This is a genomic window from Kitasatospora sp. NPDC052868 (assembly GCF_044547105.1).
In the GTDB taxonomy this organism is placed as follows: Bacteria; Actinomycetota; Actinomycetes; order Streptomycetales; family Streptomycetaceae; genus Kitasatospora.
The window spans coordinates 1-21,502 of record NZ_JBITZW010000015.1 but is presented as its reverse complement, the minus strand read 5'-3'; the positions used below and the strand labels follow the sequence as shown (position 1 = coordinate 21,502).

The window sequence follows — 21,502 nt, the reverse complement described above, 5'->3', positions numbered from 1 at the left end:
CGGGTGCCTTCGCCGGCGCGGCACCGGCACAGCGCGGTTCAGCGCGGGCGCAGCCCGTCGAAGACCACTTCGAAGATCCGCTGCCGGGCGGCCGGGTCGGCTCCGAGCTGCTCCATCGCCGTGGTGGTGCCGACCAGCAGGGCGATCAGCTCCGGCAGGCCCAGCTCCGCGCGGACCGCCCCGGCCTGTTGGGCCCCGGTCAGCAGCTCGGCCAGTTGTGTCCGGATCACCGCGCTGGACTCCTGAAGGGCCGCGTGCGCGTCCACTCCCGCCGCGGCGAGCGCCTGGGCGAACTCGTTCTTGCCCGCGGACTGGTCGATCACCAGGCGGAAGCAGTCGAAGAAGGCCTCGGCGGGCTCGGACTCGGCGGTCAGCCGCGCGGTCTGGGCGGCGATCGCCTCCAGTCTGCGCACCATCACCGCCTCCAGCAGCGCCTCCTTGGTCGGGAAGTGCCGGAAGAGCGTGCCGACCCCGACCCCGGCGGCCCGGGCGATCTCCTCGGTCGGCACGCCGACGCCGCGGGTGGTGAACACCTCCGTGGCGACGTCCAGCAGCCTGGCCCGGTTACGGGCCGCGTCCGCCCGCAGGGGGCGTTCCTGGGCGCCGCTCATCCCTCCCACCCTTCCCTGCCAATGGCAGAGCCGCACTGGACAACCGGAGTCGTCAGTCCGTATCGTCGATAACCTGAGTCGCTAGTCCGATTCTAGCGGCCGGTCCGGCTGGGGGTTGATCATGTCCGAGACGCTGTCACCGCGCGAGGTCTTCCGAAAACTGCTCGACGGCATCACCGCGGGGCGCTTCTGCGAGTTGGCCGAGCTCTACGCCGAGGACGCCGTGGTGGAGACCGTGTTCGAGCCGGTCGGGCCGCGCCGGTTCGAGGGGCGGGCCGTGCTCGCGGCGCGGTTCGCGGAGGTCGCCGCTCATATGCCCATGGAGCTGACCGCGACGGACGTGGTGATCCGGGAGACCGGCGACCCGGAGGTGATCGTCGCCGAGTGGACCTACCAGGTGCACCACCGGGTGACCGGGCAGGACTTCGAGGCCGCCAACATCCAGGTGCTGCGGGTCCGCGACGGCCTGATCGTCAGCAGCCGGGACTACCACGACCACCTGGCCCTCGCCGTGGCCGGCGGCGGCCTGCCGCAGCTGGTGGCGGCGCTGGACGGCAGGTAGCACCGGCGCGGGCCGCGGGCCGGGACTCCCACCGGGGCCCCGGCCCGCGGCCGCTTGCAGCGGTGTTGGCAAAGTCCCGCCGGAGCCGGCGGAACTTTGCAAACAGCCGTCAGTCGAGCCGGACGGCCGTCCCCGTGGCCGCCGAGGCGTGGGCGGCCTCCAGGACGGCGAGGGTGGCGGCGGCCTCCCGCGGGTCGACCGGGGGCGGGGTGCCCGGAGCGGCCAGGGCGGCGGCGATGCCCGCGTAGTAGGCGGGGTAGTCGCCCGGGTCGGTGGGGACGGGGGTGGCGGACTCGTCGGTGCCGAGCGTGCCGTAGTGCGCGGGCTGGTCGGCGCCCCACGGGTGGGCGCCGCCGGGGCGGTGGCCGGCCCGGAGGTCGCCCTCCTGCGGGTCCATGCCGGACTTGACGTACCCGGCGGCGTCGCCGAGCACCCGCAACCGGGGGCCGACGAGCGGGGTGATGGCGCTGGTCCACAGGTGGGATCGGACGCCGGACGCGTGGGTGAGGGCGAGGAAGGCGTCGTCGTCGACCACCGCGCCGTCCCGGCGGACGTCGATCTCGGCGTACACCGTGTCGACCGGTCCGAACAGGGTGAGCGCCTGGTCCACCAGGTGGCTGCCCAGGTCGTAGAGGGTCCCGCCGACCTCGGCCGGGTCGGCCAGCTCGCGCCAGCCCGCCTTGGGCTTGGGTCGGAACCGCTCGAAGCGGGACTCGAAGCGGTGCACCCGGCCGAGCGCGCCCTCGCGGACCAGCCGCTGGACGGTCAGGAAGTCGCCGTCCCAGCGGCGGTTCTGGAAGACGGAGAGCAGCGTGCCCTGCGACTCGGCGAACCGGCACAGGTCGAGCGCCGCGGCGGCGGTGGCGGCCAGCGGCTTGTCGACGACGGTGGCCAGCCCGGCGGCCAGCGCGGCCCGGGCGAGCGGGACGTGGGTGCGGTTGGGGGAGGCGACGACGACCAGGTCGAGGGTGTCCGCCCCGGCGAGCAGCTGCTCGGGGGTGTCGACGGCGCGGGCGCCGGGGTGCTCCCGCCGGAGCTGGGCGCGGCGGTCGGGGTTGGCGGTCACCACCGCGTCCAGCCGGAGCCCCGGGGTGGTGGCGATCAGCGGGGCGTGGAAGGCGGAGCCGGCCAGCCCGTAGCCGATCAGCCCGACACGGAAGGGACCGGACGGGTCTGACGGGCTGGAGGCGCTGGACGGGCGGAGCGGGGGGCGCGTCGAGGGGCTCATGCGCCTACTCAATCACGCGGTGCCCGATTGGCCCTGGTTTCGATGCGTTCCGGGACGGGACCGCTGCGGTGGTCCGTCAGGCCCGCGTTCCCGGTGCCCGGGGGCGGTGGTTCCGGTGGGCGGGACGTACTGCCGTCGGCCAGGTGTGCGGATTAGGCTGTGCCCGTTGGGGCAGCCAGTGGTACCCCCGGCGGTCCGGTGTCCCGAGGAGGGGCCGGCCGGTGGGAGGCGCAGCGGTGACGGCGGTGCGCCGCAGTTTCGTACGACCATCGCAAGACATCGCAATACTTCGGGAGACACGCACGTGGCAGACCGCAAGCCCATCGAGTCCTGGCTGACCGACATGGACGGCGTCCTCATCCACGAGGGCACGCCGATCCCCGGCGCGGAGGAGTTCCTGCGCCGGCTGCGGGAGTCCGGCAAGCCGTTCCTGGTGCTGACCAACAACTCGATCTACACCCCCCGCGACCTCAGCGCCCGGCTGGCCGGCATGGGCCTGGAGGTGCCGGAGGAGTGCATCTGGACCTCCGCCCTCGCCACCGCGAAGTTCCTCAAGGGCCAGCGCCCCGGCGGCACCGCGTACGTGATCGGCGAGGCCGGTCTGACGACCGCGCTGTACCAGGCCGGGTACGTGCTGACGGACAACAACCCGGACTACGTGGTCCTCGGTGAGACCCGCACCTACAGCTTCGAGGCGCTCACCAAGGCGATCCGCCTGATCAACCAGGGCGCCAGGTTCATCTGCACCAACCCCGACGAGACCGGCCCCTCCACCGAGGGCGTGCTGCCGGCCACCGGTTCGGTCGCGGCGCTGATCACCAAGGCGACGGGCGTCGAGCCGTACTTCGTCGGCAAGCCCAACCCGCTGATGATGCGTGAGGCGCTGAACACCGCCGGCGCCCACTCGGAGACCGCCGTGATGATCGGCGACCGGATGGACACCGACATCGTGGCGGGCATGGAGGCCGGTATGGAGACCATCCTGGTCCTCACCGGCCTCACCGCGGCCGCCGACGTGGAGCGGTTCCCGTACCGGCCGACCCGGGTGGTCAACTCGATCGCGGACCTGGTCGACCTGGTCTAGCCTTCGCACAGCTGTTCCGGGCTCCGCCCCTGGCCGACGGCCGGGGCGGGGCCCGTGTGCTGCGCGCACGACGGTCGGCCGCGCCCATCGGGGCGGGCCGCACTCATCGCAGAGGGGGCGGATGAGATGAGTACTCCGACGGTGGAGAGCCCGGGGGACGGCCTGAGGAAGGGGCCGGGCGACGGCGGCCTGGGGAAGGGGCCGGGCGACGGACCGGGCGACGGCGGCCCGGCGGCAGCGGGCGCGGGGCAGGCCGTGCAGGAGGAGAAGCGGGTCACCTGGGCCGAGCTCTACTTCGACCTGGTCTTCGTCTTCGCGATCACGCAGGTCTCCGGCCTGCTGCACCACCACTACGACTGGGCGGGCGTGGCCCAGGCCCTGGTGGTGTTCGTGCCGGTCTACTGGTGCTGGGTCGGCACCACCGTGCAGGCCAACATCCGGGACGTGGACACCGCGCGGGACCGCATCGGCATCCTCGCCGTCGGCCTGGCCGGCCTGTTCATGGCGCTGGCCGTACCCGGCGCGTTCGGCGGCCGGGGGGTGCTGCTCGGCGCCGCGTACTGGGCGGCCCGGATCGTGCTGCTGGTGCTGCTGATCCGCATCCCCGGGGTCTGGCGCGGCCCGTACGGGATGGGCGTGCTGGTCAGCGGGCCGTTGCTGTTCGCGGGCGGGCTGCTGCCGGAGGGGCTGAGGACGGTGCTCTGGGCGCTGGCCGCGCTCTGCGACCTGTCGGCGCCGGTGCTGTTCCGCAACCGGCTGGCCAAGGTCGCCTACCACCCGGCGCACATGCCGGAGCGGTTCGCGCTGTTCCTGCTGGTGGCGCTCGGCGAGTCGATCGTCGGGATCGGCGCCACCGCCGCCTCGGCCCGGCTGGACGCGGTCGAACTCGTCGCCGTGGCGGCGGCGTTCACCATCTCCGGCGGGCTCTGGTGGCAGTACTTCGTCTACGCGGCGGACGCCATGCGCCATGCCGTCACCGTCGCGGACTCCCGCCGGGACGTGATCCGCCGGGTGTTCCAGTACGGGCACCTGGCGCTGGTGGCCGGGGTGATCGCGGTCGCGGTGGGCTTCGGGGAGACGGTGGACGACCCCCGGGAGGCGCTCGGCGCGGGCCCGGTCGGGCTGCTGTACGGGGGCTGCGGGCTGTACCTGCTGACCTTCGGCTACACCCGGTGGATGATGTTCCGCGCGGTGTCGACCACCAGGGTCGTCGCCGCTGCGGTGGTGCTGGCGCTGGTGCCGGTGATGGTGCACCTGCCGGCGATCGTCGCGCTGGTGACGCTGGCGGTCCTCCTGGTGGTGCTGAACGTGGTCGAGCACGTGCAGGTGGAGCGGGCGTCCCGGACGGCCGGTGCCGCCGAGACGGCTGCTGTCAGTGGGGCTGTGTAGCGTTCGGGGTGAAAAGAGGGCGTACGGGGCATGGGCCGCGGTGCGCCGGAGGTCGGGGCGGTGCGTGGTGAGCCGCCGCCCGGTGGGAGGTTGATGTCGTGACGGACACGGTCGAGGCGGGCGTGGGCGAGGCAGGCGTGGGCGAGGCCGGAGCGGGGGCGGACGCCGGGCTGGAGCTGCCCGAGTCCTGGCGTGCGGTGCTGGGCGCCGAGACGGAGAAGCCCTACTTCGCCGAGCTGGCGGCCTTCGTGGCGGGCGAGCGTGCCCAGCACCAGGTGTTCCCGCCGAGCGGGCAGGAGTTCTCCGCCCTGGAGGCCACCCCGTACGAAAAGGTCCGGGTGCTCGTCCTCGGCCAGGACCCGTACCACGACGACGGCCAGGCCCACGGCATGAGCTTCTCCGTGCTGCCGGGCACCAAGACCCCGCCGTCGCTGCGCAACATCTTCAAGGAGCTGGACGCCGACCTCGGCATCCCCGCCCCTGACAACGGCTACCTGATGCACTGGGCCGAGCAGGGCGTGCTGCTGCTCAACGCGGTGCTCACGGTGCGCGCGCACGAGGCCAACTCGCACAAGGCCAAGGGCTGGGAGAAGTTCACCGACGCCGTGATCAAGGCGGTGAGCGAGCGCGAGGAGCCGGTGGTCTTCGTGCTGTGGGGCAACTACGCCAAGAAGAAGCTGCCGCTGATCGACACCTCCCGGCACGTGGTGGTGCAGGGGGCGCACCCGTCGCCGCTGTCGGCCAAGCTGTTCTTCGGCAGCCGCCCGTTCTCGCAGATCAACGAGGCCCTGGACGGCTTCGGCGGCGAGCCGATGGACTGGCGGGTGCCGGACCTCAAGCAGGGCTGACGGCGCGCGGCGCTCCGGCGCGGGCGGGCGGCGGGGGCGGCACATCGCCTTTGCCCCCGCCGCTGCCCGGCGCCCGTGGTCGACGCCCCCGTGCTGCTCGTGTGCAGCTCGGGTGCGTCGTTTGGCGGCCGGTGCCCGTCACGGGTGGCCTGTACCCGGTGTGCGAAGCTGGTGCCCGATCAGGTCACCGGACCGGGTCTGGGAGGGGCGGCACGTGCGCCGGGTGAGGCGAGGAATGGGTTTCCGGCTGGCTGCGGGAGCGGCTCTGCTGGGGCTGACGGCAGGCATCACGGGGTGCGGCGGCGGACCGGCCGACGGCGGCGGGCCGGACCGGGGCGGCAATTCGCCGGGAGTGCCCGCCTCCACGGCACCGGGTGTGCCGGCCGGCGGTGCCACGGGCGGTGGCGCTACGGCGGGCCCGGGCCTGGCCCAGCTCCCCGGCCAGACCTTCTACGTCTCCGACCAGACCTCCGCCGCCCAGCAGTTGGTCACCCTGCGCGGCCAGGGCCGGTCCGCGGAGGCCGACGCCCTGCTCGGGATAGCCGCCCAGCCCTCGTCGCAGTGGCTCGGGGACATGGCGGCCAAGGGCATCGTCGAGCAGGTGAGCCGCCGGGCCGCCGCCGTGGGCCGGACGCCGGTCTTCGTCGCCTACAGCATCCCGCACCGTGACTGCGGCCTGTACTCGGCGGGCGGTGCGGCCGATGCCGCCGCCTACCGCGCCTGGATCACCGGCCTGGTGCAGGCACTGGGCGACCGCAAGGCCTGGGTGGTCCTGGAACCGGACGCCATCGCGCACACGCTGGACACCTGCGGGGTCAAGGGCACGGCCGCCGCCGAGCGGTACGGGCTGCTGGCCTTCGCCGTCCAGGAGTTCAAGAAGAGCCCCCAGGTGCGGGTGTACCTGGACGCGGGCAACCCCGGCTGGGCGCAGGACCCTTCGGAGATGGCCGACGCGCTGCGCAAGTCCGGGATCGCCGTGGCGGACGGGTTCGCCGTCAACGTCGCCAACTTCTACAGCACCGAGCGCAACGCGGCGTACGGCGCCGAACTGTCCGCGGCCCTGGGCGGCAAGCCCTTCGTCATCGACACCAGCCGCAACGGCAACGGCCCGCTGAGCGGTGACGCCTGGTGCAACCCGCCCGGGCGCAAGCTCGGGGCGCCGCCCACCGCCAACACCGGCCGCCCCGGCGTCGACGCCTACCTCTGGATCAAGAACCCGGGGGAGTCGGACGGCGAGTGCGGCCGTGGTGAGCCGCGGGCGGGCGAGTTCTGGCTGCCGTACGCGCTGGGGCTGGTGCGGGCCTGACCGCGTTCGGCGCTGGTCCTCGCTCCGCTCCTCCCCTCCCCGCCTCGCGCCGCCCTCTCGGCCTCACGCCGTCACCTTGATCCAGCGGGCCACCGACGGCGTGCCGGCGCCGTCCGTCACGAACAGCATGTACCAGCCGGGCGGCAGCAGGTCGGGGTTGGCGGGCAGGGTGAGCGAGACACCGCCGTCCGAGCGCCCGGTGACGTCCAGAGCCACCGAGCGCTGCTCGACGTCCGTCGCATGGGTGACCGAACTCGGCCGGATCAGCTTGGCGGTGGCGATGCTCTCGGGCTTCGGCGTGCTCACCGCGATGCTGCCGCCGAGCTTCGCACCGTCCGGGGCCCCGGTCACCTGCGGGCGCTCGCCGTGGAAGAGGTACGGCGGGGTGTAGATCTCGACGCGCTGCTCGAACGCGGCCGGCTCGGAGTCGGCCTTGTCCGCGAAGAGCGGGTTGGAGCCGAGGACGACCACCCGGCCGTCCGGTAGCAGCAGGGCCTCGGAGTGGTAGTCCCGCCCGACGGCGGGCTCGGCGGCGGTGCTGAACCGGTTGGTGTCCGGGTGGTAGAACTGCGCCTTCAGCAGGTCGCTGCGGTGCTTGCCCCGGTAGTCGCCGGAACCGCCGGTGGTGAACACGCTGTCGTCCGGCATGATCACGCTGTTGAGGTAGCGGGTGCCGCCGGCCGGCAGGTCCGGTCCCGGGGTGAAGGCGGGCTTCGCGGCGGAGAGGTCGGCGATGTCCGTGCGGGCGGTGGACAGCGGGGACTCCCCGACGCCCCCGCCGCCGAGGACCATCACCTTCTGCGCCTGCGCGGGCGGCAGCAGCACCGAGGACGAGGTCTCGGTGAGCGAGGGGTCGCGCAGGCCGGGGACCGGCTGGAAGCTGTTGTCCCTCAGATCCCAGAGCCCCGGTTCGCGGCCCTTGTCCGCCGGGCCGTAGCCCGCGTTGGAGCCGGAGTAGAAGAGCCGGCCGGAGGCGGTCAGGAAGATCGACGGGTAGGTCGGGAAGTAGCGGTCGGGCGCCTTGGACCAGGTCCTGCTCGCGGGGTCGTAGATCTCGTTGTCGTTGCCGCTGAGGATCTGCCCGGTGTCGTCCAGGCCGGAGACGGTGACCACCCGGCCGTCGCCGAGCCCGGTGAGCGTCGGGTACCAGCGGGCGTACGCCATGTCGGTGACCTGCTCGTACAGTTCGGTGTCCGGGTTGAACTCGAAGGCGGAACGGATGCCCTGGAAGTCCTGCTTCTCCAGGGTCAGGTGCTCGCTCATGCCGTAGAGGTTGCGGGCGTCGGCGCCGGTCAGGCCCTTGATCGTGTACTGGGCGGGCGAGCCGTACACGGAGTCGGCGCCGGGGGCCACGGCCTCCACGAAGACGTGCTGCTCACCGGCGGTGACGACGGTCCGGTCGCCGCCGCCCGTCTTCACCGCGGCGGGGACGGTCACCTCGGCGGTGGACGCGTACGCCCGGCCGTTCGGGGCGGTGAACACCGTGCCCTTGGGGAAGGTCCTGGCCGCCTCCGGGTTCTCGTTGCGCACCCGCATGGTGCCGGCCGCCTTCTTCACGGCGCCGTCGAGCGCCTCGTAGCGCAGCGTGCCGCCGGCCACCAGGACCCGGCCGTCGGGCAGGGAGCCGTGGCCGCCGCAGAACATGTCGGCCGGGGTCGGGACCTGCTTGTAGGTGTTCTCGGCCGGATCCCAGAGCAGGCTCTTGAAGGTGCCCGCGTCGAAGCTCTTCTGGTCGTTGCCGGAGCCGGCGATGATCAGGATCTTCCCGGTGCGCAGCAGGGTGGCGTGGACGGCGTTGATCCGGAACTCGGCGGGGAGGGTGACGGTCTGCCAGTGCCCGTACTCCGCCTTGTAGTCGGGGCGGTTGATCGCGTACTGGTGGTACTGCTCGCCGGCGAAGCCGAGGACGGCCGGTGCGTTCATCCCGGCCACGGTCAGTGCGACGGTGCTGCCGAGCGCGAAGCGCCTGGCGCGGCCGGCGTTGCGGATCTTCACGGTGGTCCGTCCCCCTCGCGGTGCGGGTTCAGCGTGCGGTGGTCGGTGCGGCCGGGGCGGGTGCGGGTTGGGACGGTCCGGATTGGGTCGATCCGGGCTGGGCGGGTGCGGCCCGCGTCGGTGCGGCCCGGGCGGGCGGGACGCGTGGAGGCGGGACCCGGGCGGACGGGACTCGGGCGGGCGACGGCTGCGCTGGTGCGGCTTGGGCACGCACGGGTGTCGTGGCGGGTGTCGTGGCGGGCGTCGTGGCGGGGGTGGGGGCCGGGTGGCGGCCTCGGTGGCGGACCGCGTCGGCGGCCAGCACGAGCATCGGCAGCAGGCTGAAGAGCAGTGCCACGCCGGCCCAGGTGCGCATGGCGACGTGGTCGTGGCCGGTGAAGAAGGAGGCGGCCAGCGCGCCGCCGAAGACCAGCACCCAGAACAGGTGGATACGGAAGGTGCCCAACCGGTCGCGGCTGGCCGACTCCCCCTTGGGGGTCACCACGAAGCGGCTGCGCAGCCTAAGGGCTGCTTGCAGAAACGATGCTGCATAGATCGGTCCGCAGAGCGCCGACATCACCATGCCCGCCACCCCCGACGAGCCGGCCGGCTCGTGCGGGCTCACGTTGTGCTTGCGGTTCCAGGTGTAGAGCAGCACCTGGAGGGCCGCCGCGTCGCTGTACAGCATCATCCAGATCTCGGACGAGACATGGACGCCCGAGGCCCCGAAACCCAGGTAGAGCACGCTGGACACCCCGCCGAGCAGCCAGGTCAGCGCCGCCATCGGGTAGAAGCAGATCATCAGGGTGTAGTTGAGCAGCCGGCCGGGCGTCAGCCGCCAGGCCGCCCGCCAGTACTGGGTGAGGATGGTCTCGTACGTGCCCCGGCTCCAGCGCAGCTGCTGCGAGAAGAAGTCCGTCCAGGACGACGGGCCCTCGCCGACCGCCAGCACGTCCGGGGTGTAGACGGACTTCCAGTGCTCGCCGGTGTCCGGATTGCGGCGGCGGTGGAACTCCAGCCCGGTCGCCATGTCCTCGGTGATCGAGTCGGACAGTCCGCCGATCGACCGCAGCGCGCTGAGCCGCACGGCGTTGTTGGTGCCGACGAACATCGGTGCGCCGTAGCGGTTGCCCGCCCGCTGGATCAGCGCGTGGAAGAGGAACTGCTGGCTCTCCGAGAACTTGGTGACCGCCGAACCCGAGCTTCGGTAGTTGCCGTACACCTGCGGGCCGACCACGAACGCCACGTCCGGGTCGCGGAAGTAGCCGAGCATCCGCTCACAGAACTCGGGCAGCGGGACGTGGTCGGTGTCGACCGAGACCCAGAAGTCGTAGACCGTGCCGTAGGCCTGGAGCCAGCTGTTGTAGTTGCCGTGCTTGGTCTTGGCGCGAAACCGACCCTTGGGCTGGTTCCACGGCCGAACCCCGAGCCGGCTGAAGTGCCGCACGCCCAGCTCGGTGCAGAGCGCGCGCATCGCGGGATCGTTTCCCTCGTCGAGCAGCCAGACGTCGTACGGGCCGTCGTGCCGGACGGCGAGCGCGGCGGCGAGGGTGGCGCGCACCATCTCGGGCGGCTCCTTGCCCGGCACGCAGCTGGTGAGGAACGCGACCCTGGTGCCCGCCTCGGGCACGACCGGGACGGGATCCCGGGCGACCAGCGTGGCGTGGGCGTTGGAGACGACGTTGACCAGCCGGAACGCCTCGACCACGGCGATGATCCCGATCATCACCCTGTCGGAGACCAGCAGCCACTCATGGGTCTCGCCCGGTCGGACCGGCCAGTGTTCGGGGAGCAGCAGCCAGACGAGCAGGACCGTCTCGACCGCCGGGGCGGCCAGCAGGAGCAGCGCCGCCCTGACCCGGTGCGGTTCGCGGCGCAGCAGGCTGCGGTACCGGACGCGGTAGGGCTGCGGGGCGGCTTCGGTCCGGGGTTCGTAGTCTGCGGGGGTGCCGGTGCCGGTGCGGGTGCCGGTGCGGGTGGGCTCGGGCTCGGGGTCCGGGGTGGTCGGCGGTCCGGCGAGGCGGCTGAAGTGGGCGTAGTCGTACGGGGGGTCCGGGGCGGACCGGGAGTCGACCGCTGTGTCGACCGGTTGGCCGGAGTCGGGTTCGTCGTCGATGGGTTCGGCATCGAAGGATGCCTGCCGGACCGAGGCTGCGGAGGCCGTCGGTCGAGAGAACAGCTTGCTCACGTGTGGCTCCCCCCGTGGTCGACCGCGCGGGCCGACCCGTCCGTGCGTGTTCCGATCGGGAGGTGTGGCAGTCCACTGCTGCGGTGCTGGGCCTGGCCGTTCCCCCCGGAGTCATGCGTGTGAAGCAGAACACCGCCCGGTGAGCCCCGTGATTTCCGGGCGGCTCCCAGGCGGTCCAAGTCGTCAAGCATTAAAACGTGTACGATCGATTGTTTTGCGGGGATCGTATCGACAGATTGGATGCGAGGCCCCGGCCACGCCCCGAACTCCCCTCCAGGCGTTCGGGATTCCCGATCTCCTCAACTCTCCCGGAGCCCCTGTGCGAGCGCAACCGATCTGAAAAATGATCATTGCCCCGGCTTGAAGAAATGACGGATCCCGGCCAAACGAGCCCCCGTTGATGCCGGTGGATGGCGTGTGCGACCGCCATCCACGCCTGTTCGAATAAACGGGCGAAGGTCGGACCGCCGCGTGGGCGATCCGACCTCCGTCCGTCTGCTGAGCCGCCTGGCTCCGGCCGGCCGACTCAGCCCGCGGGCAGCAGGGCCGGCCCGGTTGCCGCCCGAACGTCCTCCAACCCCACGCCCGGGGCGGTTTCCACCAGGCGGAGCCCGTCCGGTGTGACGTCGATGACCGCCAGGTCGGTGACGATCCGGTTGACCACCCCGCGGCCGGTCGCGGGAAGTGAGAGCTCCTCGACGATCTTCGGGGTCCCGTCCTTCGCGGTGTGCTCCATGACGACGATCAGCCGCCGGGCGCCGTGGACGAGATCCATGGCACCGCCCATGCCCTTGACCATCTTCCCCGGGATCATCCAGTTGGCGAGGTCCCCGGCGGCCGAGACCTGCATCGCGCCGAGCACCGAGACGTCGATCCGGCCCGACCGGACCATGCCGAAGGAGAACGCCGAGTCGAAGTAGGAGGCCCCGGCGGCAACGGTCACGGTCTCCTTCCCGGCGTTGATCAGATCGGGGTGCTCGGTGCCCTCCGCCGGGTACGGCCCGACGCCGAGGATGCCGTTCTCCGAGTGCAGCACCACCTGGACCCCCGGGGGGAGGTGGCCGGGGATCAGCGTGGGCAGCCCGATGCCCAGGTTGACGTACTGGCCGTCGCGCAGTTCACGGGCGGCCCGGGCGGCGAGCGCGTTCCGCGGGTCGAGCGGCGCCGTGGTGGCTGAGGTGATCGGGGCCGGGGTGGTTGGGGAGGGCGAAGTGGCCGGGGTGGTTGCGGGGGGCATCGGCTCAGATCTCCTGGCTCGCGGGGCGGACGGTCCGGCGCTCGATGCGACGGTCCTCGGGATCGGCGGCGACCACGCGGTCGACGTACACGCCGGGGAGGTGGACGGCGTCGGGGCCGAGCTCGCCCGGCTCGACGATCCGGTCCGCCTCCACGACGGTGACCCGGCCGGCCGTCGCGCAGAGCGGGTTGAAGTTGCGCGCCGCGGCGTGGAACACGCAGTTGCCGTGCCGGTCCGCCACCTCCGCCCGGACCAGCGCGAAGTCGGCGGTGATGGCCTCCTCCAGCAGGTACCGGCGGCCGCCGAACTCCCGGACCTCCTTGGGCGGCGAGGCCAGGGCCACCGAACCGTCCGGCGCGTACCGCCAGGGCAGCCCGCCCTCCTCGACCTGCGTTCCGACCCCGGCCGGGGTGAAGAACGCGGGGATGCCGGCCCCGCTGGCCCGCAGCCGCTCGGCCAGCGTGCCCTGCGGGGTCAGCTCCACCTCCAGCTCGCCGGAGAGGTACTGCCGGGCGAACTCCTTGTTCTCGCCGACGTAGGAGGAGGTCATCCGCGCGATCCGGCCGGCCCGCAGCAGCAGGCCCAGCCCCCAGTCGTCCACCCCGCAGTTGTTGGAGACCACGCGCAGGCCGGTGGCGTCCGTCGCCGCCAGCGCGCCGATCAGGGTGCTGGGGATGCCGCAGAGGCCGAAGCCCCCGACGGCCAGCACCGCACCGTCGGGGATGTCCCCGACCGCGTCGGCAGGGGAGTCCAGGACCTTGTCCAAAGGGTCACCTCATGAGGGGGAGTGGTGGGAGTGGGCAGGGGGGATTGAGCCGGGGAGTGGCGCGGGGGAAGTGGCCGGGCGGGAGTGGCCGGGCGGGAGTGGCCCGGCGGGAGCGAGGGGAGGGGCGGGTGTGTGGAGCGGGGGTGGCCGCCCGACGCACCCCACCACCGTCACCGAGGACGGGGAGCTCCTGCCATGGCGCACACCGACACGCACGGGCGCGGACGCATGGCGACCACCCACATCCAGCGGCCGAGACCGCGGCGCCGACCCGTGAATATGGCGGTCGGGCCCACAGCGGTCCGGGCTGATGCATCGTCCGGGCACATGTCGCAGCCCGCGCCCCCCACCTACGGTTCCGGCATCCACCCCCACAGCACCCTCAGGAGTCGGTCGCCATGCGCAGCTCGACAGCCCACCCCACGACCGCCTCCGAGACCGCGGTACCGGCGTCGGCACTGCTCTCGACGCCCGGGAGTCCGGCGGCCGGGAGCCTGGCGGCCGCGGGACCGTCCGGGGCACGCCGCGGCCCGGGGCGCCGGTTCGCCGCCCTCGCGGCCTGCGTCCTGCTCGCCGCCGGCTGCGCCAAGGCCGGCACCGCCGGCACCTCCTCAGCCGATGGTGGCAGCGGCTCCAAGAGCCCGGTCAAGGTCGGCGTGGTGTATTCCAAGACCGGGCCGCTCGCCGCGTACGGCAAGCAGTACCTGGACGGGTTCAAGGCCGGTCTCAGCTATGCGACCAAGGGCACCGGGGCGGTCGACGGGCACGCGATCGAGTTCGAGGAGCAGGACGACGCCGGTGACCCGGCCAAGGCGGTGTCGGCCGCCAAGGACCTGATCGGCAAGGGCCACAAGATCCTGGCCGGCTCCACCGCCTCGGGTGTGGCCCTTCAGGTCGGTCCGATCGCCGCCCAGAACAAGGTGCTCTTCATCAGCGGTCCGGCCGCCGCCGACAAGGTCACCGGACTCAACAAGTACACCTTCCGCTCCGGCCGCCAGTCCTACCAGGACATCAGGGCCGCGGCCTCGTTCGTCGGCGACGCCAAGGGGCGGAAGGTCACCGTGCTGGCCCAGGACAACGCCTTCGGGCAGGCCAACGTCGCCGCGGTCAAGGCCGTGCTCGGCACCCAGGGCGCCACGGTCGACGCGGTGCTAGCCCCGCCGAGCGCCACCGACCTGACCCCGTTCGCGACGCAGGCCAAGTCGGCCAAGCCCGACCTGTTGTTCGTCGCCTGGGCCGGCGACAGCTCCTCGGCCCTGTGGACGGCCCTGAACCAGCAGGACGTCTTCGCCGAGACCAAGGTCGTCACCGGGCTCGACCTCGCCGCGTCCTACCCGCTGTTCGGTGCGGCCGGCGAGAAGATCTCCTTCCTGAACCACTACTTCGGCGGAGCCGCCGGCACCCCGGTGGAGAAGGCCATGGAGGAGGCCGTCACCGCCGCCGGCGGCAAGGCGGACATCTTCACCCCGGACGGGTTCACCGCCGCCCAGATGATCGTGCACGCCATCGAGGCCAACCACGGCTCCGCCGACGACACTTCGGCGCTGGTCAAGGCGCTGGAGGGCTGGAGCTTCGACGGTGTGAAGGGGAAGACCACGGTTCGGGCCGAGGACCACGCCCTGCTCCAGCCGATGTTCCAGGTCCGGCTGACGGGCACCGGCGCGGCGGCCAAGCCCTCGGTCGAGCGGACGCTGGCCGCGGACGACGTGGCGCCCCCGGTCACCCCGATGGCGGGCTGATCCGGGTGGCCGGTCCCGTCTCCTCGTCCGCCGCGAAAGGCGCCGCCCCACCCGCCGACCCGTCCGTTGCGGTGTCCACCGGGGCATCCTCTGCCGCCTCCGCCGCAGCGCCCACCGGGGGTGCTCCGGTACTGCGACTGCGCGACCTCGGATGGTCCGTCCGCGGAGTGCCGATCGTCGAGGACGTCTCGCTCTCGGTGGACGAGGGCGAGTTCATCGCCTTCATCGGCCCCAACGGTGCAGGCAAGACCTCCCTCTTCAACCTGATCTCGGGGATCTACCCGGCGAGCCGCGGCAGTCTGGAACTCGACGGCACCGACATCACCGCCGAAGCGGTGCACGCCAGAGCGCGCCGCGGGCTCGGCCGCACCTTTCAGACCTCCTCCCTCTGGCCGGGCATGACCGTGGCCGACCATGTGCGCCTGGCGGCCCAGGCCGCCGCCGGGCCGCGTGCCTCGTACCGGTTCTGGCGCCGCGCCGACCGTTACGCGGGCCAGGTGGCCGACACCCTGGAACGCACCGAACTCGGCCACCGGGCGGACGCCTTGGCGAGCTCCCTCTCCCATGGTGAGAAGCGCAAGCTCGAACTCGCCGTCCTCCTGGTATCCGACCCGCGGCTCATCCTGCTGGACGAACCGATGGCCGGTGTCAGTGCGGAGGAGGTGCCGGCCCTCACCGCACTGATCCGCTCCGTGCACCGCGACCTCGGCCGCACCGTACTGATGGTGGAGCACCATATGGACGTCCTGCTCGGCCTGGCCGACCGCCTTGCCGTGATGCACCACGGCACCCTGCTCGCGCTGGACACGCCGGAGGCCGTCATGGCCGATGCCACCGTCCAGCAGGCCTACCTGGGCGAGGCGTTGTGAGCGACTCCCCTCTTCTCCCTCCCTCTGCCGCAGCACCGGTCCCGTCCTCCGCGCCTCCCGCCCCACCTGGCGGGCCCCTCCTCTCCGTCCGTGATCTCCGGGTGGTCGTCGACGGGCTGCACATCCTTCACGGGGTCGACCTCGACGTGGCGCCGACCGGGGTCACCGCCCTGCTCGGCCGCAACGGCGCAGGCAAGACCACCACCGTCAAGGCCATCATGGGCCTGGTCCCGCGTACCGGCGGCATCCTCTTCTCCGGTGTGGAACTCTCCTCCCTGCCAACGCATCTGGTGGCCCGCCAGGGCATCGGATACGCCCCGGAGGACCGGGGGATCTTCGCCGGCCTGACCGTGGCCGAGAACCTCCGCCTCGCCGAGCGGGATCGCGCCGGCGAACCCGCCTACCACCTCGTTCACGAACTGTTCCCCGAACTCAAGCAGCGCGCGGGCCAGTTGGCCGGAACGCTCTCCGGCGGCCAGCAGCAGATGGTGGCGATCGGCCGGACCCTGCTGAACCGAAACCGGCTGATCATCGCCGACGAACCCACCAAGGGCCTGGCGCCGAAGATCGTCGCCGAGGTGGCCGACGTGCTGGCGCGAGCGGCCGAGGCCGTGCCCGTTCTCCTGGTCGAGCAGAACCTCGCCCTCGTCCGCCGCCTGGCCGGCAGCTGTGCCGTTCTGGCCGACGGCCGTACCGCCCACCAGGGCGGCACCGCCGAACTGCTGGCCGATGAGGAGGCCGCCCGCCGCCTGCTGGGTGTCGGCAGCCACCGACCGGCCGCAGGCCCCTCGACGGTCGGCCGGCCCCCGGCCGCTCCTGCTGTCACCGCGGAGGTGAACCCCTGATGGACACCGTTGTCCTCCTTGCCTGTACCGGACTTGGGCTGGGTGCCCTGTACTTCCTCGTCGCCTCCGGTCTCTCGCTGATCTTCGGTCTGATGGACGTGCTCAACTTCGCGCACGGCGCCCTGCTCTCCATCGGCGCCTATGCCACCTGGTGGGCCGGTACGGAAGCCGGCCTCGCCTTCTGGCTCGCCCTGCCGTTCGGCACGCTGGTCGGGACGGCCGCCGCCGTCCTGCTGGAGCTCTTCCTGATCCGGCCGCTCTACAGCCGCCCACGCGACCAGATCCTTGCCACCGTCGGCGTCGGGCTGGCCGTGCCCGCCCTCCTGATGGGCATCTGGGGCGCGGACGCCCGGCCCTACCCCCAGCCGGCGCTGCTCTCCGGCACCTGGCACGTGCTCGGTGCGACCGTCCCGGTCAACCGCTTCGTCCTCGTGGGGGCGGCCGCGCTGCTCCTGCTCGCTCTTCGGTTGTTCCTCGCCCGTACCCGCTACGGGCTGATCGTCCGGGCCGGCGTCGAGGACCGGGCCATGGTCACCGCGCTCGGCATCGATGTGCGCAAGGCGTTCACGCTCGTCTTCGCCATCGGTGGGGCGGCCGCCGCGCTCGGCGGAGCCCTCGGCGGCCTCTACTTCGGTTCGGTCAACCCCGGCCAGGGGACCGGGCTGCTCATCTTCGCGTTCGTCGTCGTCGTGATGGGTGGCATGGGCTCCGTCACCGGAGCCGCGGTGGCCTCGGTGGGTGTGGGCCTCGTCCAGCAGTTCGCCAACTACTACACCGCTGCGGGGCTCGGCGACCTCTCGGTCGTCGTGCTCCTGGCCGTACTGCTTCTCGTACGACCCCGCGGACTCACCGGGAGGCTCGCGTGAGCACCAACACCTCGACCGCGGGCACCGGTGGCACCGCGGCCGACCACACCGCTGCCACTTCGGCAGGGGGGACTGTCGCCAGCCCTGCCGAGGACCATTCTGGACGAGCGGACAAGGCCCGCACCATCCCTCGAACAGGTGAATCATTCACTGAGCGCTCGACACCGATCCACCGAGCGCTACGCTGGTGGCCGATCGCCCTGCTGATCGTGCTCCTTGTCGCCCCCTATAGTGCGCTTCCCGTCCCGGGACTGCTCGACGGCCCGCTCGGCAGCCCCGGAAGCCTCCAACTCATCGCCCTGTGCCTGCTCTACGGGGCCCTTGCCACCGGCTACGACCTCCTGCTCGGCCGGACCGGACTGCTCTCCTTCGGCCACGCGCTCTACTTCGCGACCGGTCTCTACGCCACCAACCTCGCCATGCTGGAGCTCCGGCTCCCCTTCGTCGCGGCGGCCCTCTTCGGTGTCGCCTGTGCCGTCGTGCTGGCCCTGCTGCTGGGCTCGGTCAGCCTCCGGGTCACCGGTATCGGGTTCTCCATGGTCACGCTGGCCTTCGCGCAGGCGGGTTCGATCCTCGTCCAGCGCAACCCCGGCGGCATCACCGGTGGCGAGGAGGGCCGGTCCGCGCCCGCCGACCGGCTGCCCGCCGCCTTCCTCGGCATCGAGAACACCGCCAACCTCTACTGGATCGCCGTCGCCTACCTGGTGCTCACCGTGGCCGCCGTCCACTGGGCCGTCGGCTCGCCGACCGGGCGGGTCTGGGAGGGGATCAAGGAGAACGAGCGCCGGGTCGAGGTGCTCGGACTGCGGCCCTACGGCTACAAGCTGGTCGCCTTCGTCCTCGCCGGGGCGCTCGCCGCCGTGGGCGGGGTGGTCTACCTGCTGCTGACCGGTGGTGCCACACCGCAGGCCGCCACCTCCGATGCCACGCTCTCGCTGCTGGTCATGGTCGTGCTCGGCGGCTCGGGCACCCGATGGGGGCCGCTGCTCGGCGGCGTCCTCTACACCTGGGCCGGCCACCGGCTCGGCGACCTCGCCAACTCCGCGGCCATCGCCGACCTGCCCGCCGTGCTGCGGGTCCCGCTCTCGCAGCCGCTCTTCCTGCTGGGCGGCCTCTTCGTCGCCGTGGTCTACCTCCTGCCCGGGGGCCTGGCCAGGCTGCCCGCCCGGATTCGCGCCGCCCGCTCCAACCGTTCGGCCCGGCTCGGCGGCCGGGCCGGCTCCCACCCCGCCCGTCCCACAGGAGGTAGCCCCGCGTGAGCAATCCGTCGCCGCACCCCGAGCTGCTGACCGTCCCCGTTCCCGGTGGGGACCTGGCCGTTCTCCGCTGGCCCGCCACCGTGCCCGGGGCCCCGACCGTCGTGGCGGTGCACGGCATCACCGCCAACGGCCTCGCCTGGTTCGAGGTCGCTCGCAGGCTGGCCGGGCGCGCCACCCTGCTCGCCCCCGATCTGCGCGGACGCGGAGCCAGCCGCGACGTGGAGGGACCGTACGGACTGGCCCGGCACGCGGACGATGTCGCCGAGCTGATCACCGCGCTCGACCTGGGCCCGACCGTCGTCGCCGGCCACTCCATGGGGGCCTGGATCACGGCGCTCGCGGCGGTTCGCCACCCGGAGCTCGTCAGCCGGGTGGTGCTGGTCGACGGCGGGGTCGGCTTCCCCCGGCCGGAGGGCGTCCGCGAGGAGGACGCCCTGGCCGCCGTGCTCGGACCGGCGCTCGCGCGGCTCTCGATGACCTTCCCGGACCGGGAGGCCTATCGAGCCTTCTGGCAGCAGCACCCGGCCTTCGGTGCCGACTGGTCGGACGAGATCGACGCCTACACCCAGCGCGACCTCGTCGGCACCGAGCCCGAGCTGCGCTCGTCCTGTGTGCTGGAGGCCGTCCGGACCGACGGGGCCCAGGTCCTGCTGGACCAGGAGGCGGGTGCCGCCGTGCACCGGCTGCCGTGCCCCGGTGAGCTGCTGTGGGCGGAACGCGGTCTGCTCGACGAACCGCAGGGCCTCTACGACGGCAAGCGGATCGCCGCCGCAGGCCTGGACCCGGCCCGCGTGGTGACGGCATCGCTCGTGCCGGACACCAACCACTACTCGATCCTCTGGAGCCGGGCCGGGGCCGGGGCGGTGGTGCGGGGCCTGCTCGGCGAAGGACCCGTCACCGGCTGACAGGGCCCGCCCCGGACAGCCGACAGGGCCCGCCCCGCCCCGCTTGGCCGGGGTGGCCGGTCAGCCGGCCGCCCCCAGGAACCCCTCCCACCCGCCGGTCGGCGCCTGGCCGACGTTCAGCGAGCGCAGCTTGCGCAGTGCGGACTGGTCCTGCGCCTCCAACCAGTCCACCAGCTGCCGGAAGGACACCAGGCGGACGTCCGGCTTGTCCGCGACGGCCTTGAGCGTCTCCTCGACGGCGTCCATGTATATCCCGCCGTTCCACTGCTCGAAGTGGTTGCCGATGAAGAACGGCGCGCGGTTGGTCTCGTAGGCGCGGTTGAACCCGGCCAGGTAGGCGTCCCGGGCCTGGGTGCGCCAGTCGTTGTACTTGGCCGGGTCGCCCTTGGTGCTGCCGGCCGACTGGTTGGCCAGGATGTTGTAGTCCATCGAGAGCACCTGGAAGGTGTGCCCGGGGAACGGGATGCTCTGCAGCGGGAAGTCCCAGATCTTGCCGTCCTGCACCTTCTGCGGCCATATCTGCTGACCGCCGGGGGAGCTCGCGTCGTACCGCCACCCCAGCTTGGCCGCCGTCGGCAGGAGGGCCTTCTGGCCTTCGAGGCACGGGGTGCGGCCGCCGATCAGCTCCTTCTTGTAGTCGAAGGGCAGCGGGTCGACGTCGGTGAACCCGGTGTTGGTCCGCCACTGGGTCACGAAGGAGACGGCCTGCTCTATCTCGCTCTCCCAGTCCTCGGGGGACCACTTGTTGACGCCGTTGCCGTCCGAGCGGGTCGAGCAGAAGTGGCCGTTGAAGTGGGTGCCTATCTCGTGGCCGGACAGCCAGGCCTGGCTGATGAGCTTGAGCGTGCTCTTGACCGCGCCGTCCGAGAGGTACGGGATGTCGGAGGCGCCGACCGAGTGCTTCGGCGGGTGGTACAGGTCGGACTTGCCCTTGGGGAGGGTGTATATCCCCGAGAGGAAGAAGGTCATCGAGGCCTTGTGCTCCTGGGCCAGCTTCAGGAAGCGGGGGAACTGGCCGTCGTCCGTGCCGCCGGCGCCGTCCCAGGAGAACACCACGAACTGCGGCGGCCGCTCGCCGGGCTTGAGCTTCTCCGCCTTCGGCTGGTTCGGCTGCGGTCCGGTGTCGGAGGTGGAGCCGTCCCCGATGGGCGTCCCCTTGACCCCGCTCTTCGTCGGGTCGGGCGTCCCCGTCTGCCCGGCACCGCCGGCGCTGGTGCTGCCGCCGGGTGTCGGGGACGAACTCGACCCTGAACTCGATCCGCCGCCGGAACAGGCCGCGACCGCACCGAGAGCCGCGGTGGCGGCGGTGGCGCTGAGCATGGTCCTGCGCGAGATGCTGGTCATGGTCTCCCCTGGTGCCGCTGGCCGGGTACTCCTTGGGGCCATTGGGCCGTACCGGTCAAATCGGGCAAATTGATGAATACTCCGGCGTTAGCCTTCCACGCGGACACAGGGGCGCCAAGGTGCCGAAGGTCCACTGATGGTCATCACGCCACTGCGCCCGGCCTGGGCTGCGATGGGCGGCCATCTGTTGCCGTCCTGTGACGATCTGGGCTCCTGCCTGGCATTGCGCCGCCGGCACTTCGCGCCCCGCCCGGGTGGCCGCGGTTGCCCGTGGGCCGTGCCGGGCCGTGGGCCGTGCCGGACCCGGCAACAGGGACGCCCCGAGCCGGTGGGGCCCGAGGCGGCGTGGGGTGTGCGGCGACCCGTGAGGGCCGGGCGGCACCTAGAGTCTTTCTTTTGGATCAGCGGGCGGACCAGATGAAGATGCCGGCGATGTGGAGTCCGGCCCGGAAGACGGTGGCGGTCTTCTCGTAGCGGGTGGC

The 21,502-nt window shown here is 72.4% G+C and carries 18 protein-coding genes; 11 read left to right on the top strand and 7 right to left on the bottom strand.

All coding sequences use genetic code 11. The annotated features are described in order from the left end of the window. Positions 1 to 38: 38 nt before the first annotated feature. On the bottom strand, positions 39 to 611 hold the full coding sequence (locus ACIGZJ_RS24280) for a TetR/AcrR family transcriptional regulator (RefSeq protein ID WP_396459193.1): 573 nt from the start codon (positions 609 to 611) through the stop codon (positions 39 to 41). Positions 612 to 732: 121 nt separating this feature from the next. Here ACIGZJ_RS24280 and ACIGZJ_RS24275 point away from each other — a divergent pair, with 121 nt between their 5' ends. Next, positions 733 to 1,173 (top strand): nuclear transport factor 2 family protein, encoded by a 441-nt coding sequence (locus ACIGZJ_RS24275; protein ID WP_396459192.1) that lies wholly within the window; start codon positions 733 to 735, stop codon positions 1,171 to 1,173. A 109-nt stretch (positions 1,174 to 1,282) separates the two neighbouring features. Here ACIGZJ_RS24275 and ACIGZJ_RS24270 read toward each other — a convergent pair whose 3' ends face one another. Beyond that, positions 1,283 to 2,401, bottom strand: coding sequence for a Gfo/Idh/MocA family oxidoreductase (locus ACIGZJ_RS24270; protein ID WP_396459191.1), 1,119 nt, complete (start codon positions 2,399 to 2,401; stop codon positions 1,283 to 1,285). A gap of 304 nt (positions 2,402 to 2,705) precedes the next feature. On the opposite strand from ACIGZJ_RS24270, the gene ACIGZJ_RS24265 reads away from it, so the two are divergent. The 4 genes from ACIGZJ_RS24265 to ACIGZJ_RS24250 all read left to right on the top strand — a co-directional run bounded on the left by ACIGZJ_RS24265 (position 2,706) and on the right by ACIGZJ_RS24250 (position 7,028). Further along, complete coding sequence (locus ACIGZJ_RS24265; RefSeq protein WP_387946425.1) at positions 2,706 to 3,485, top strand: HAD-IIA family hydrolase; 780 nt, start codon at positions 2,706 to 2,708, stop codon at positions 3,483 to 3,485. A gap of 126 nt (positions 3,486 to 3,611) precedes the next feature. Beyond that, positions 3,612 to 4,874, top strand: coding sequence for a low temperature requirement protein A (locus ACIGZJ_RS24260; RefSeq protein WP_396459190.1), 1,263 nt, complete (start codon positions 3,612 to 3,614; stop codon positions 4,872 to 4,874). Positions 4,875 to 5,044: 170 nt separating this feature from the next. Beyond that, positions 5,045 to 5,722: a uracil-DNA glycosylase gene (locus ACIGZJ_RS24255; protein ID WP_396459293.1), complete on the top strand. Its 678-nt coding sequence runs from the start codon at positions 5,045 to 5,047 to the stop codon at positions 5,720 to 5,722. A gap of 352 nt (positions 5,723 to 6,074) precedes the next feature. Further along, entirely contained in the window at positions 6,075 to 7,028 is a 954-nt protein-coding gene (locus ACIGZJ_RS24250; protein WP_396459189.1) for a glycoside hydrolase family 6 protein, read from the top strand. A gap of 63 nt (positions 7,029 to 7,091) precedes the next feature. On the opposite strand, the gene ACIGZJ_RS24245 is transcribed toward ACIGZJ_RS24250, so the two are convergent. The 4 genes from ACIGZJ_RS24245 to ACIGZJ_RS24230 form a co-directional block, all read right to left on the bottom strand. Further along, entirely contained in the window at positions 7,092 to 9,023 is a 1,932-nt protein-coding gene (locus tag ACIGZJ_RS24245) for a galactose oxidase-like domain-containing protein (protein ID WP_396459188.1), read from the bottom strand. Between the two features lie 28 nt (positions 9,024 to 9,051). Beyond that, positions 9,052 to 11,190 (bottom strand): glycosyltransferase family 2 protein, encoded by a 2,139-nt coding sequence (locus ACIGZJ_RS24240; protein WP_396459187.1) that lies wholly within the window; start codon positions 11,188 to 11,190, stop codon positions 9,052 to 9,054. A gap of 526 nt (positions 11,191 to 11,716) precedes the next feature. Next, positions 11,717 to 12,427 carry a 3-oxoacid CoA-transferase subunit B gene (locus ACIGZJ_RS24235; protein ID WP_396459186.1) on the bottom strand — a complete coding sequence of 237 codons (711 nt, stop codon included), beginning with the start codon at positions 12,425 to 12,427 and terminating at the stop codon, positions 11,717 to 11,719. A 4-nt stretch (positions 12,428 to 12,431) separates the two neighbouring features. Then, the gene (locus ACIGZJ_RS24230; protein ID WP_396459185.1) at positions 12,432 to 13,193 is read right to left on the bottom strand and encodes a CoA transferase subunit A; all 762 of its coding nucleotides are present in this window, start codon (positions 13,191 to 13,193) and stop codon (positions 12,432 to 12,434) included. 398 nt (positions 13,194 to 13,591) lie between these two features. On the opposite strand from ACIGZJ_RS24230, the gene ACIGZJ_RS24225 reads away from it, so the two are divergent. From ACIGZJ_RS24225 to ACIGZJ_RS24200, 6 genes are all read left to right on the top strand, one after another. Next, positions 13,592 to 14,932, top strand: a complete 1,341-nt coding sequence (locus ACIGZJ_RS24225) for a substrate-binding domain-containing protein (RefSeq protein ID WP_396459184.1) — start codon at positions 13,592 to 13,594, stop codon at positions 14,930 to 14,932. A gap of 71 nt (positions 14,933 to 15,003) precedes the next feature. After that, complete coding sequence (locus ACIGZJ_RS24220; protein WP_396459183.1) at positions 15,004 to 15,801, top strand: ABC transporter ATP-binding protein; 798 nt, start codon at positions 15,004 to 15,006, stop codon at positions 15,799 to 15,801. Positions 15,802 to 15,902: 101 nt separating this feature from the next. Then, positions 15,903 to 16,646 carry an ABC transporter ATP-binding protein gene (locus ACIGZJ_RS24215; protein ID WP_396459182.1) on the top strand — a complete coding sequence of 248 codons (744 nt, stop codon included), beginning with the start codon at positions 15,903 to 15,905 and terminating at the stop codon, positions 16,644 to 16,646. Further along, positions 16,646 to 17,512, top strand: a complete 867-nt coding sequence (locus ACIGZJ_RS24210; protein WP_396459181.1) for a branched-chain amino acid ABC transporter permease — start codon at positions 16,646 to 16,648, stop codon at positions 17,510 to 17,512. The genes ACIGZJ_RS24215 and ACIGZJ_RS24210 overlap by 1 nt, the downstream gene beginning before the upstream one ends. A 125-nt stretch (positions 17,513 to 17,637) precedes the next feature. Further along, positions 17,638 to 18,771 carry a branched-chain amino acid ABC transporter permease gene (locus tag ACIGZJ_RS24205; protein ID WP_396459292.1) on the top strand — a complete coding sequence of 378 codons (1,134 nt, stop codon included), beginning with the start codon at positions 17,638 to 17,640 and terminating at the stop codon, positions 18,769 to 18,771. Continuing rightward, entirely contained in the window at positions 18,768 to 19,676 is a 909-nt protein-coding gene (locus ACIGZJ_RS24200) for an alpha/beta hydrolase (protein WP_396459180.1), read from the top strand. Before ACIGZJ_RS24205 ends, ACIGZJ_RS24200 begins: the two co-directional genes overlap by 4 nt. Positions 19,677 to 19,736: 60 nt before the next feature. On the opposite strand, the gene ACIGZJ_RS24195 is transcribed toward ACIGZJ_RS24200, so the two are convergent. Beyond that, complete coding sequence (locus ACIGZJ_RS24195; protein WP_396459179.1) at positions 19,737 to 21,020, bottom strand: hypothetical protein; 1,284 nt, start codon at positions 21,018 to 21,020, stop codon at positions 19,737 to 19,739. Between the last annotated feature and the right edge of the window lie 482 nt (positions 21,021 to 21,502).